Here is a 13,892-nt window from a genome sequence, read left to right on the forward strand (position 1 = left end):
ACGGCGCACGAGAGGGGTCGGGGCGGGCGGGGAGGGCCGGCCGCCGTCAGCGCGCGCCGGCGGGCTCGCCGACCGTGAGCCGGAGCAGGTCCCGCGCCTCGTCCAGCGCCGCCGTCACCTGCTCGGGGCCCGGACGGCAGGCGATGACGTGCCCCACGCGGTCGCCCGCGCTGCGTGCGCGGCGGACCACGGCGCCGGGTGCGACGGTGACGGTCACCGCTTCGACGCCGTCCACGGCCCGCGCCCGTGCCACGCCGTCGACGGCGTCGAGGACCCCGTCGGCGTCGGCGAGCAGGAACTGGATGCCGGCGTGGGCGCCGTGGCCGGGCTTGAGGTCGGGTGCCTGTCCGGTCGCGGCCTTCAGCTGCTGTTCCAGCAGGTCGACGCCGCTGGCCAGCCGGACGAGCTCGGGGATCATGCCGCCCGCGGGGCGCGGGTTGATCTCGATCACGGCCGGTCCGCTCCCGGTCAGCTTCACCTCGGTGTGGGTGGCGCCGAGGCGGATGCCGGCCGCGTCCAGGGCGGCCATCACGGTCTCGGTGATCCGCTCGGCGGTGGCGGCCGGCAGCGGGGCGGGGAAGAGGTGGCGGTGCTCCACGAAGTGGGGGTCGCCCGTGACGGACTTGGCGGTGATGCCGACGCAGACCGCCTCGCCGTCCTGGCTGAACATCTCCACGCTGTACTCGGGGCCGTCCAGGTACTCCTCGACGAGGACGGTCCGCGCGGTCGGCATCCCGCGGACGTTGGTGGTGACGGCGAGGATCCGCTCGGCCTGGGCGCGGGCCTGGGCCTCGTCGGTGCACAGCAGCACGTTGACCGAGCCGGAGTCGTCGGCGGGCTTGACCACGCACGGCAGCCCGGTCCGCGCGACGGCCGCGGCCACCTCTCCGGGCTCGCGCACCACCGCGTACCGGGGCTGGTGCACCCCGGCCCGCCGCAGCAGGGCCCGCAGGGCCGACTTGTCGCGGCAGGCGGTCACCGCCTCGGGCGGGTTGCCCGGCAGGCCGAGCCAGCGGGCCAGGCGCGCGGCGGCGGGGACGTAGAAGTCGCTGGTGGTGGTGACACCGGCGATCTCCTCGCGGCGGAAGCGGTCCTGGAGCGCGGCCCGCAGCGCCGCGTCGGAGTTGGTGTCGCACCGGATCACCTCGGCGCCGGTGGCCTCCAGCCCCCGGTAGCGGCCGGGGTCGCCGGTCAGCAGCACGGGCTCGGTCCCGAGCGTGTCCCGGGCGAGGTCGAGGGCGAGCATGCCGGTGCCGGTGGTGTTGGACTCGACGAACACGAGGTGGCGGCGCAGATCGTCGGGTGCGCGGTAGGTCTGCCGGGACCAGGTGGTGACGGCGGTCCCGGCGGTGACGACGGCGGGACGGTCCGCTGCCGGCAGGGTGTGCAGGGCGTGCTCCTCCCAGTGGTCGTCGCTGTAGACGGTGTCGGCGTAGCGGTCGCCGCGGTCGGGCAGGATGCCGACGATGCGGGAGCCGGGTTCGGCGCGCCGGGCGAGGTCGCCGAGGACGCGGTAGACGGAGCCGGAGGTGTTGCCGCCGAAGATCTGCTGTTCGCGGGCGAGGTCGCGGGTGGCGGCGAACGCCTCGTGGTCGTTGAGCCAGTGGACCTCGTCGACGAGCAGGCGGTCGAGGTTCTTCGGCAGGAGGCTGTTGCCGAGGCCGCTCTGCAGCCGCTGCGGCACGTCCGGCTGCCCGAAGAGGGCGCTGCCGACGCAGTCGACGCCGACGACGCGGACGTCGGGCAGCGTCTCGCGCAGCACGCGGCCCGTCCCGCACAGCGAGCCGCCGCTGCCCACCGCGCCGACCAGGGTGTCGATGTGGCCGAGGCTGTCGAGCAGTTCACGGGCCAGGCCGCGGTAGGCGCCGGGGTTGTCGGGGTTGGTGTACTGCTGGGGCCAGAAGGCGCCGGGCAGTTCCGCCATCAGTTCCGCGAGCCGCTCCAGGCGTGCGGACTGCCAGCCGTGGCTGGTCATCGCCTCGACGACGTGCACGCGGCAGCCCAGGGCGCGCAGCTTCGCCAGGGTGACGGGGTCGATGCGGGGGTCGGTGACGATGTGCACCTCGTGGCCGAGGGAGCGGCCGACGAGGGCGACACCGAGCGCCATGGTGCCGGAGGAGCTCTCCACCACGGGGGCGCCGGGGCGCAGGGTGCCGAGCGCTCTGGCCTCCAGGAGGATGTTGCGCGCGACCCGGTCCTTCATCGCGAACAGGTTCTGGAGTTCCAGCTTGGCGTAGACCTCCACCCCGCGTTCCGCGCCGAGGCGCAGCCGGACGAGCGGCGTGCGGCCGATCGCGTCCGTCAGCGTGTCGAACAGCATGATCAGGTCTCCCGTCGGTGGGTGGTGGAGCCGGCCGGGACGGCCGGGTACGGGCCGGGGCTCCAGGCGTCCCCGGCGCCCAGCGCGCGGTGCACGGTGACCTCGCCGCCGAGCGGTGCGCAGCCGGCACGGATGTGCCGTGCCTTGGCGTCGAGTTCGGGATCGTGGGTGTCGAGGAGGACGCCGAGCAGGGTGCCGCTGTGGGCCAGGACCAGGCCGTGGCCGCCGACGTCGTGGCACAGCGCGCGCAGGACGCCGAATCCGGCGCGGGCGCGTCGGCGGTCGTTGAGTTCGGCGCTGCGGGTGGCGACCTCGCCGACGGCGGGTACGTCACCCGTGGCGACGGCGTCGCCGAGCCGGTCCAGCAGCCGGGCGTACTCGTGGCGTTCGGCAGGCCCGATGGGCGGGGCGGCCCGGTTGTGGGCGACGGTGTCGACCTGTCCGCCCTCGTCGTGGGCGACGACCGTGAGCGGGGGCAGCGTGCCGAGTCTGCGGCCGAGCCGGACGGCCCGGTGGTGGAAGCAGACGATCTCGTCGTACATGACGCCGTCGGCGGGTTCGACGCCGCGCAGGAAGGCCTCGGTCTGCGCGGGGCTGAACGTGCGCCGGTACGCGGCGCCGACGGCCCGCACGGTGGCGACCAGGTCGGCCGAGGAACTGGCCATGCCCTTGCCCTCGGGCAGGTCGCCGCCGAGTTCCAGCAGTCCGCCGTCGTTCTCGCCGAGCGCTGCCAGGACGGCTTCCGCCACCCGCCGGGACTTGCCCTTGTGCGCGGGCGTGACGTGTACGGTCCGTGCGGCCCGGGCCGGGTGGAAGACGGCGGTGGCCCAGCGGGCCAGCGGGAAGGTGACGAGGAAGTCGCCGTCGGGGGCGGGCAGGGCGCCTTGGAGGAGTTCGCCGAAGGTGCCGAAGGCGTACCCGGTGCCGGTGACCGGTGCCGGAGCGGCGGGGGCGGCGGCCGGGCCGCTCAGCGGAGCGGGCGGCATCAGCGCTCCCCCGTTTCCGGCCGGTGGGCGTCCTGCGGTCCGGCCGGGCCGAGTGCGCGGGCCGTCTCGGCGGCTCCCGCGACGACGGCGTCGGACCTCTCCTGCCAGGCGGCGCGCAGTCCCTCGAGGGTGTCCTGCTGGGCGCGCAGTGCCTGCGCCACGGCGTCGGGGTGGGCGGAGCCCTCACAGGCGAGGCGGGCGAGGCCCCGATCGACGTCGAAGGCGTCGGCGAGCAGCCGCGCCGGGTCGGCGAGAGTGAGCGCGTGCTCGGCGGCGGCCCGGGTCAGCAGTGCGGGCGCGCCCGGATGGGGCGGTACGCCGGCCTCGGCGGCGCTCACGATGTACTTGCCGGCGACGACCTGCGCGGTCCGCCACGGCACCCCTTCGGTGAGGGTGAGGGCGTTGGCGAGGCTGAAGCCGCCCAGGTACTCGCGTGTGCACACCGCGCGCATGCGATCGGCCCGGAACGCGACGCGGCGGACCACCTCGGTGAGCAGCCGGACGGTGCCGTGCGCGGAGTCGAACGCGGTCAGGACGTGGGTGCCGGCTTCCTTGGAGACCTCCACCAGGTTGCAGAAGGGGGTGTTGCGCTGCCCGAGGAGGACGTCGGTGTGGAAGGCGCCGAGGTGGGCGGTGCGGCCGCGGATGCGTTCCAGGACGGGGTAGTTCTTCTTCTGCGGCATCGCCGAGGAGATGCCGGACAGGTCGTCGGGCAGTTCGATGAAGCCGTACTCGCTGCCGCCCCAGGTGAGCAGGTCGGTGACGAAGCGGCTCAGGGCGGCGCCGAGCAGGCCGAGTTCGGCGGTGGCCTCGGCACTCCAGCGGCGCGAGGCGACCGCGGTGAGCGCGTTGGGCTGCGGGCGGTCGAAGCCCAGCATGCGGGCCATCCGCGTGCGGTCCCAGGGCAGTTCCTGTCCGGCCATCGCGCCGGCGCCCAGCGGGCAGGTGTTCATCCCGTCGTAGGTGTGCAGCAGCCGCCGCTGGGTGTGCAGCAGCTGCTCCGCGAGAGCGGACAGGTGGAAGCCGGGGGTGATGATCTGCGCGGCCTGGAAGTGCGTGTAGCCGGGCATGGGCAGGCCGCGGGTCTCCTCGGCGCGGGCGAGGACGACGGAGCACAGGTCGAGCAGGGCGGTGGCGAGGCGGACCACCTGCTCGCGGCCGAACATCGTCTGCGCGCAGGCCTGGAGGTCGTTGCGGCTGCGGTCGACGTGCCAGTGGGGCACGGGGGCCGGCAGCCGGGCCGTGACGTGGCGTTCGAGGGCGAAGGCGATGTCCGACATGTTGGCGTCGGGCCGTGCGGTGAGGGCCCCGGGCCCCACCTCGTCCAGCAGGGCGGTGACGGTGCGGGCCTCTGCCTCGGTGAGCAGCGCCATCCGGGCGTACTCGGCCGCCAGGGTCTTCTCGATGGCGATGTAGTGGCCCAGCAGGTGGCGGACCTCGAACCGGAACTGGGGTGCGAGTACCTCGTCGTGCAGCAGGTCGCTCGGCCCGCCGCGGATGCGGCCGCTGAGTTCGGCGGCGGGCGCCGGGGGCTGACTCGTCACGGTGACGGTGTCCGTTCTGTGCGGTGGGGTGGTGGGGCCCGGTGAAGGGGTGACCGGTGCGGCGTCGGGGATCACCGGACGCGGTGCCCGTCCGGCCGGGCGGCCGGGCCGAGAGCGGCGTCGAGGGCGGCGTCGAGGGCGGCGGCGACGGCCCGCACGTGGGGGGCCCTGACCAGTGCGTAGTGGTCGGCGTCGCTGTCGTGGCGCACGAGACCGTCCGGCACTCGTGTCGCCCACCGGTCGGCGGAGTGCAGCGCGGCACCGGTGGTGCTCTGGTGGAAGTGGACGGTGCCCGACGCCACGGGCGGCCGGTAGCGGGAGGCGGCCAGCAGTCCGGTGCGGAACACGGCGTGGTGCCGGGCCAGTGCGGCCGTGTCGAGGGCCGGCACGCGGCCGTCCACGGCGAGGGCTGCGGCGACGGCCCGCAGCTGGGCCGGGGTGCCGTCCGCCGCCTCCAGCGCGGCGCGCAGGGCGTCCCGTGCGGCGGCGCCTGGGTCGGCGCCCGCGGAGCGGGCGAGGTCGTCGTGGAACCACTCCAGAAGTGCGATGCCGTCGGCGGGCACGTCCGTGGTCCCGGGGTAGGCGGTGTCGAGCAGGGTGAGCGTGGCCACTTCCTCGCCGTCGGCGCGGAGCTGGTGGGCCATCTCGTAGGCGAGCAACCCGCCGAGGGACCAGCCGGCCAGGTGGTACGGCCCGTGGGGGCGGACGGTGCGCAGGGCCGCGACGTGGACGGCCGCGAGCTCCTGCACGCCCGCGTCCCCGGCGCCGTCCGGGGCGGCGGTCGTCAGCCCGGGCGCCGACAGGCCGTACACCGGCCGGCCCGGTCGCAGCGCCGTCGCGAGGGAGCGGTAGCACAGGACGTTGCCGCCGACGGGGTGGACGAGGACGAGCGGATCCAGGTCGCCGTCCGGCCGGATGCGGACGACGGTGTCCGCCGTGCCGGATCGCCGGCGGGCGCGCAGGGCCTGCGCCTGCCGGGCGACGGTGGGGTGTTCCATCACGGTGGCCACCGACAGGCGCTCACCGAACGCCTCGTTGATCCGGCCGATGAGGCGCAGGGCGTCGATCGAGTGGCCGCCGGCGGCGAAGAAGTCGTCGTCGGCGCCGACGGGTCCGGTGCGGAGGATCTGTTCCCACAGACCGGCGAGACGGGTCTCGGTGGCGCCGCGTGGCGGGCGGGACGGGGTCCGGCGGACCGCGTGCGCCGGGTCCGGGGCGGGCAGGGCCGCCCGGTCGAGCTTGCCGTTGCGGGTCAGGGGCAGCGCGTCGAGCAGCACCCACGCCGACGGCACCATGTGCCGCGGGAGCCGGGTGCGGGCGTAGGTATCGAGAGCCGCCCCGGCCGCGGCCTCGTCCGCCGCGGTGCCGCCGGTGCCGCCGATGTCAGCGGTGTCACCGGTGTCACCGGTGGGCACGACGTAGCCGGTCAGACGTTCGCCGTGGAGCAGTACGGCGCAGGCGCGGACCTCGGGGTGCTCGGCGAGGGCGGCCTCGATCTCGCCGGGCTCGACGCGGAAGCCGCGGATCTTCATCTGGTGGTCGGTGCGCCCGGCGTACTCCAGGGCGCCGTCCGTCCGGTGCCGGGCGAGGTCGCCGGTGCGGTACAGGCGCCGGGTGACGCCGTCGGCGCCGGTGAGCTGCACGAACCGTTCGGCGGTCAGGTCCGGGCGCCCGTGGTAGCCGAGGGCCAGTCCGACCCCTTCGAGGAACAGCTCGCCCGTGACGCCCGTCGGAACCTCGCGCAGGCGTGCGTCCAGCACATGGGTGCGCATGTTCGCGATGGGCCGGCCGATCGGCACGGTGTCCCCGGCGCCGGGCAGGCAGTGCCACGCGGTGACGTCGACGGCGGCCTCCGTCGGCCCGTACAGATTGTGCAGCTCGACGTGCGGGAGCAGGTCGAGGAAGCGGGTCTGCACCTCGTGGGGCAGGGCCTCGCCGCTGCACAGCACGCGGGTGAGACCGGCGGCGCGCCGGACCGCGAGCGGGTCGTCGAGGAAGACGTCGAGCATGGACGGCACGAAGTGCACGGTGCTGACGCCCTCCTCGGCGACGAGACCGGCCAGGTAGGCGGGGTCGCGTTGGCCGCCGGGGCGGGCAAGGACGAGTACGCCGCCGGTGAGCAGGGGCCAGAAGAACTCCCACACCGACACGTCGAACGTGTACGGCGTCTTCTGCAGGACGCGTTCGCCGGGGTTCAGCCCGTAGGCCTCCTGCATCCACAGCAGGCGGTTGGCGATGGCGCGGTGGGCGACCACCACGCCCTTCGGAGTGCCCGTCGAGCCCGAGGTGAAGATCATGTAGGCGGGGTCGTCCGGACCCGCGGCGGTCACGGGGACGGCGGCGGAGTCCGCTGCGGGGCCCGGTTCGTCGGGGACGACGACGGTCACCGTGGGGGCGTCGGCAGGGCCGGCCGCCCGCAGCGCCCCCGCCCGGCGGCCGTCCGCGACGACCAGGCCGATGCCGGCCTGGCTGAGCAGCGCCCGGGTGCGCGCCTCGGGGTGGTCGGGGTCCAGCGGCACGTACGCGGCACCGGACTTGAGCACCGCGAGCAGCGCGACCGGCAGCAGGAGGGAGCGGTCCATGAGCAGGCCCACGAAGGCACCGGGCCGGGCGCCGAGGGCCCGCAGTCGCGCGGCGAGGCGTTCGGCGGCCTCGTCGAGCTGCCGGTAGCCGAGTGCGGTGCCCTCGAAGCGGACAGCCGGCGCGTCGGGCGTTCGCCGGACCTGCCGTTCGATCAGCCCGGTCAGCGTGTGCGGGGCGTCGTAGTGCCGCGCGGTGTCGTTCCACACGGCGTGCCGGCGGTGGTCCTGCGGCGGCACCAGGTCGGCCTCGGTGCAGTCCAGGTCGGGTGTGTCGGCCAGCGCCCGCAGCGCCGCCGTGTAGGAGTCGTGCAGCGCGGCCATCCGCTCGGCGGTGAACCGTGCCGCGTCGTACCGCAGGCCCAGTTCCAGGGCGCGCCCGTCGGGGGTGCGGGAGAACTCCGCGCCGAACGCCATGTCCGTGGCGGCTTCGCCGGTCTCCTCCAGGACGGTGAACGTCCCGGCGGACGGCCCGTCGTGTTCGACGTGGAAGTGGGTGTAGTTGAAGAAGGTCTCGAACGGTGCCGTCCCGCCGTTGCGGCGGACGATCTCGGCGAGCGGGTAGCGCCGGTGCTCGTGCGCCCGCAGCTCCAGTTCGGCGACGCGGCGCACGAGGTCCCGCCAGCTCTCCCGGGTGACGGTGAGGCGGCAGGGCAGCGTGTTGAGGAAGGCTCCGACGACCTTGTCGCCGTCGGCCTCCTCCGTGCGCCCGTTGACCACGACGCCGGTGGTGATCTCGTCCGCGCCGCCCATCAGGGCCATGACCCGCGTGTGGGCGGCGAGCAGCACGGTGCGCAGCGGCACGCCGAGCGCGGCGGCGAGCGCGGACAGCCGCTCGTGGAGTCCGCCGGGCAGCGGGGCGTGGTGCCAGGTCATACGTGGCGCTCCCCCGGTGGTGGCGCTGCGCGGCAGGCGGGTCACGGGGGCGTCCTGCGTCACCTCGTCCCAGAAGGCGCGCGCAGCGGGGTCGGCGAGCGCGTCCCGCTCCAGTGCGACGAACGAGGCGAAGCGGGAGCGGGGTGCGGGGGCCGACGGTGCCGCGCCGTCCCCGGGGGCGCACAACTCGACGTAGCGGGAGAGGAGTTCGGTGAGCAGGGAGCGCTCGCTCCAGCCGTCCATGACGGCGTGGTGCTCGGCGATGAACAGCTGGAAGGCCGTGTCGGTGCGGCGCTGCACATGGAAGCGGATCAGCGGCGCCTCGTCCCAGGCGAACGGATTGGCGCGTTCGGCTTCGTACCGCGCGGCGACGGCCGCCTGCCGCCCGGCGGCGTCCCGTTCGCGCAGGTCCTCGAAGGTGATGCGGGGGCGGGCGTCGCGGTGGACGAGTTGGAGGGGTTCGCCGAAGCCGTGGGGGTCGAAGGAGGTGCGCAGCATCTCGTGCCGGGCGCCGGCCTCGGCGACCGTGCGCCGCCAGGCGTCCTCGGACCAGGGCGCCTGGATGTGGTACGAGCCGACGTTGTGGTAGACGCGGCCGGTACCGGCGGGCAGATCGCTGTGGAAGAGCATCCCGGCCTGGAGCCGGGTCATCGGGTAGGCGTCTTCCAGTCCCTGCGGCAGGGCGGCCCGGTCGGCGTCGCCCAGCAGGGAGAAGGGCCGGTACGACGGCGGGTCGGCCGGTGCGTCCGGCTCCGCGTCGACAGCCCCGGCGAGCCCGCGCACCGTCTGGTGCCGCATCAGGTCGGCCACGGTGAAGCGCAGTCCGCGGTCGCGGGCGCGGGCGAGCACCTGCAGCGACCGGATGGAGTCGCCGCCGAGGGCGAAGTAGTTGTCGAGCGCGCCGATCCGCGGGTGTCCGAGGACCTCCTGCCAGATCTCGGCGAGGGCCGTCTCGACCGGGCCGCTCACCGGTTCGTGCGCCGCCGCCGACCCCAGCGCGACCGCTCCCTCGGTACCCGGTGCCGGCAGGGCGCGCCGGTCGACCTTGCCGTTGCCGGTGAGCGGCAAGGCGGGGACGGTGAGGAAGGCGCCGGGGATCATGTAGTCGGGCAGCCGCGCGGCGAGGTGCGCGCGCAGGTCGTCGACGCTGAGCGGGCCGGTGCCGTCCGCCCCGGTGTGCGGGGCCGGTACGACGTACCCGGTCAGGACCGGGCTCCCGGTGGCGTCGCGGACGACACGGGCCACGGCGGCGCGGACCCCGGCGTGGGCGGTGAGGGCCGCCTCGATCTCGCCCAGCTCGATGCGGAAACCGCGCAGCTTGACCTGGTCGTCGATGCGGCCCAGGTACTCCAGTTCACCGTCCGCGCGCAGCCGGGCGAGGTCCCCGGTCCGGTAGCGCCGCTCCCCCGAGGCCGTCGTGGGGAAGCGTTCGGCGGTCAGCCGGGCGCGGTTGAGGTAGCCACGGGCGAGGCCCGCCCCGGCGACGTACAGCTCGCCCACGGCTCCGTGAGGCACCGCTCTGCCGCGGTCGTCCAGCAGGTGCAGCCGCAGGTCGGGAATGGGCACGCCGATGACGCTGCCGCGGCCCTCCTCGGCGTCGCGCGCGGTCAGGGGGCGGTAGGTGACGTGCACGGTGGTCTCGGTGATGCCGTACATGTTCACCAGGCGGGGCGCGGTGTCGCCGTGCCGCCGGAACCAGCCGCGCAGGGCGGCGACGTCCAGGGCCTCGCCGCCGAACACCACCTGCCGCAGCGCGAGCCGGTCCTGCCGCGGGCTCAGCTCGTCGGCGCGGTCGAACTGGTGGAAGGCGGACGGCGTCTGGTTGAGGACGGTGACCCGCTCCTCGCACAGCAGCCGGTGGAACTCCTGCGGGGAACGGCTCGTGACGTACGGCACGACGACGAGCCGGCCGCCGTGGGCCAGGGCGCCCCACAGTTCCCACACGGAGAAGTCGAAGGCGATGGAGTGGAAGAGGGTCCACACGTCGTCGGCGCCGAACCCGAACCAGTGGTCCGTGGCGGAGAACAGACGGGTGATGTTGCGGTGCGGCACCAGGGTGCCCTTGGGGCGTCCCGTGGAGCCGGAGGTGTAGATGACGTAGGCGAGGTCGTCGGGGGTGACCCCGCTGCGGGGGGCCGTCGCGGGCAGCCGGTCCAGCCCGTCCGCGTCGGCCTCCAGATCGACGGCGCGCAGGCCGGAAACGTCCCACAGCGGGCGGGTGCCGGTGGTGCCGACGACGTGCGCGAGGCCGGCGTCGCCGACTATGTGGTGCAGCCGCTCCGGCGGGCTGTCCGGGTCGAGCGGCAGGTACGCGCCCCCTGCTTTGAGGATGCCCAGCAGGCCGACGACGAGTTCGGCGGACCGGGGTACGCACAGGCCGACGAGGGTGCCGGGGCCGACGCCGAGGGCGCGCAGGCGGTGGGCCACCTGGTTGGCTCGGCGGTCGAGGTCGCCGTAGCACAGCTGACGGGTGCCGTCGGTGACGGCCACCGCGTCGGGTGTCCGGCCGGCGTGCTCGGCGAAGATCTCGTGGGCGCAGCGCTCGGGAGCCTGCGCGGCGGTGGCGGGCCGCGGGGAGGTCAGGGGCAGTTGTTCGGCGTCCGAGAGCATCGGGAGCGCGGACAGGGGCAGCTGCGGGGCGCTGACGGCGGCGTCCAGCAGCCGCAGATAGTGCCCGGTGAACCGCTCGATGGTCGCGGCTTCGTAGAGGTCGGCCCGGTACTCCAGACGCAGGTGCAGGCCGCCGCGCGACCGCACGACATCGAAGGTCAGGTCGAACTTCGCGGCGGCGGTGGGGCCTTCCAGCAGGCGGACGCGGGGGCCTGGCAGCCCGGCCGTGGTGTCGTCCTCGTCGTGGAAGCCGAAGAGCACGTCGAAGAACGGGGCCCGGTCCGTGGTGCGTCCGGGGTTGAGGTGTTCGACGATCCGCTCGAAGGGCAGGTCCTGGTGGTCCTGAGCGTCCGCGACGGTGTCCCGCACGGCGGCCACGTGATCGCGGAAGCCGGGGTCCGCGGTCAGGTCCGAGCGAATCACGAGGGTGTTGACGAACAGACCGACCGTGTCGGCGAACTGTGTGCGGTTGCGACCTGCGACGGGGGTGCCGACGAGGACGTCCTCACTGCCGGACCAGCGGCCGAGCACCACCTGGAAGGCGGCGAGCAGCGCCATGAAGCGGGTGCTGCCGGTGTCCCGGCAGACCTGGTCGAGCCGTTGCAGCACGGCGTCGGGCAACGGGACTTCGTGCGTGGCGGCGGTGCGGGGGGCGAGGGCGTGGGAGGCGGACCCGACGGCCGGGCGGTGGTCGGCGGGGATCCCGCAGGTCGGCAGTTCGCCGCCCAGCTGTTCCGCCCAGTAGGCGAGCTGTCGCTCGGCGGCGGGACCGCGCAGCCATTCCTCCTGCCATTCGGAGAAATCGGCGTACTGGAATTCCGGCTCTCCGACCCGAACCGGCGCCCCGGATTCGTCCGTGGCGGCGGCGTAGTCCTCCAGCATTTCCCGCAGCAGAATTCCCGCGGACCATCCGTCACCGACGATGTGGTGCATTCCGAGCGCCAGCACGGCGCCTTCGGGGCGGCGCAGCAGGGCGGCCCGGAACAGCGGGCCGGCGGCGAGGTCGAAGGGCCGCCGGTACTGGGCCTCCATCCAGCGCCGCACGGCGCCGTCGCCGGCGCCGTCCGCCGTCTCCACCGACCAGTCGAGCCGCGCGGAGGCGTCGACGCACTGCGTCAGCTCGCCGTCCGCCAGCACGAACCGGGTGCGCAGCGCCTCGTGCCGGTCGACCAGCCGCTGGGCGCAGGCCCGCAGCAGCTCCACCTCGACGTCGACGTCCGCGTCGAACGCGCAGAAGACCGGCATGTGATAAGTGGGCATGCCGCCCTGCAACTCCTGGAGGAAATACATCCGCTGCTGCGCCCGGGAGGCCCGGAAGACATCGACGGGTGGCTCTGCGGATGACGTGGTGAACGGTTCTCCCGGAACCACCGGGGCGACCGAAACGTGAGTGGCCAAGACAACTCCCTCGACCGTCACGCCTTTTCTGACGCACGGCACCTGTTCCCTCTGGGGCGAATGCCACGCTAAATGCATGCCGTGCACCGGAAACAGTCCCGACCTACTGGTCCCCGCAACCCGTGACACGAACGACAGCGCACGCGGTCTCCCGGTGACCAGGTCACCCAAGGCGGCGACGCCCGCCTCTGTGCGTCATCCCCCGCCGTCGCTCGCGGCGTAGTGGAGGATTCGTGATGTCGACCGAAGCAGCAGCACTCGCCCTGCAGGACCGTGCCCTCCTTTGGAGCACGGGCGAGATCCGGGCAACCGATGTCGTCACCGGCGCCTGTGATGCACTCGTTGCCGGACTCGACAGCCCTGCCCTGCGAACCCAGGCCGCGTGCACAGTCGTTCAGGATCAGGCTGGTGGATCAAGGCCGACGGCTGGCAGGGCCAGCTTCCGCTGGTGCTGCACTCGCCGGTGAGTTCCTGTGCGTCGTTGTAGGTGTAGCTGGTGCACGAGAACCGACTCCGGCTTGATTTTCGCGACCTGCGCACGCTGAGACACGGTTCATGGTCGTGTTGGGCTCCTGACGACGATCACCCCCATCGCAGGAGCCGCGCATGTCCAGAAGTGCCGACATCGATCTCGCGTTCGCACGCGCCGTCACGGTAGACGCCGTGGTGCGAGCTCTGGCCGGTGAGGGGTGGTCGCTGCAGGAACCGCTCGGGATCTCCTACGTGGTCGAAGACGACGACCTCTTCGACTGGCAGTCGACTTCCACCGAGCAGGCAGCTGAGGTGCTGGCCTTGGTGGATTCACCGGCCCACGTCGACCACCACGTCGGTGTCTGCATCTATCACTCAACTGCGGAAACCGGTGGCCAACTGCTCTTTTACGCAGGCCGATCGCACTGCTCCTTCATCCCGACGATCGACCGGCGGAGCCTCCCCGCAGCACCAGCCTTCACGGACCTGGCCTGGTATCTGAACGCACTGGTGCCGCCCCTGCTTACCCTGGGGCTGGCCAACTACACAGCGAGAGACCTTGTTGACTGAGACGCGGCAGTGCTTGTGACAGCGGCGCTGCCTCGCATCAGTATCGTCGGTCCAAAGCCTCGACAAGGCTGCGGAGTTCGCGCGACCGGCGGCGGGACATCGCCAGTATCACCGCTTCGAGGAACTCGCGGGCCTGCCGCGGATCACCGCAACAGGCCCACTCCGTACAGCCATCACTCTGGTACTCCAACAACCGTCGGTTCGGCTGGTGGACGAAACTCCGCCAGCGCACCATCGCCGACTCGATCGAGCCTGGCCACAAGTACTTCTTCTGACGTTGGATCCGTCGAACCTCGGCGAGCGCGGCCGAGGAGAGGCCACGGATGGCCGTGGTGTCGTCATGCTTCCGGCGTCGGCGCGGCAACTCGGCCCGGACGCGACCAGGCCGCCTACGCGGCATGGGCCTTTCTGTTGATCGTCATGCCGGCCATCTTTCCATCTGTGGTCGCTACGCGACCAGCCCGGACTGACCGGCTGTCCGCCATCGGGCGCCAGGTTGCCGATGTCCCAGAGCGGCCCCAGCTGCCCCTGCCCGGAG

General features: G+C 73.6%; 5 protein-coding genes. 1 reads left to right on the top strand and 4 read right to left on the bottom strand.

From position 1 onward, the window contains the following. Positions 1-46: 46 nt before the first annotated feature. The 4 genes from B446_RS01520 to B446_RS01535 form a co-directional block, all read right to left on the bottom strand. A complete protein-coding gene (locus tag B446_RS01520; RefSeq protein WP_020937630.1) occupies positions 47-2,320 on the bottom strand; it encodes a pyridoxal-phosphate dependent enzyme in 2,274 nt (757 codons plus the stop codon). Between the two features lie 2 nt (positions 2,321-2,322). Then, positions 2,323-3,306 carry a GHMP kinase gene (locus B446_RS40705; protein WP_020937631.1) on the bottom strand — a complete coding sequence of 328 codons (984 nt, stop codon included), beginning with the start codon at positions 3,304-3,306 and terminating at the stop codon, positions 2,323-2,325. Continuing rightward, positions 3,306-4,850, bottom strand: coding sequence for an argininosuccinate lyase (locus B446_RS01530; RefSeq protein ID WP_052352101.1), 1,545 nt, complete (start codon positions 4,848-4,850; stop codon positions 3,306-3,308). Before B446_RS01530 ends, B446_RS40705 begins: the two co-directional genes overlap by 1 nt. Before the next feature lie 71 nt (positions 4,851-4,921). Then, positions 4,922-12,391 (bottom strand): amino acid adenylation domain-containing protein, encoded by a 7,470-nt coding sequence (locus B446_RS01535; protein WP_148305713.1) that lies wholly within the window; start codon positions 12,389-12,391, stop codon positions 4,922-4,924. 528 nt (positions 12,392-12,919) lie between these two features. Between B446_RS01535 and B446_RS01540 the strand changes: the two genes are divergently transcribed. Beyond that, positions 12,920-13,354, top strand: coding sequence for a hypothetical protein (locus tag B446_RS01540; protein ID WP_020937634.1), 435 nt, complete (start codon positions 12,920-12,922; stop codon positions 13,352-13,354). Positions 13,355-13,892 lie beyond the last annotated feature (538 nt).

The sequence above is a fragment of the Streptomyces collinus Tu 365 genome (assembly GCF_000444875.1).
GTDB classification, from domain to species: Bacteria; Actinomycetota; Actinomycetes; order Streptomycetales; family Streptomycetaceae; genus Streptomyces; species Streptomyces collinus_A.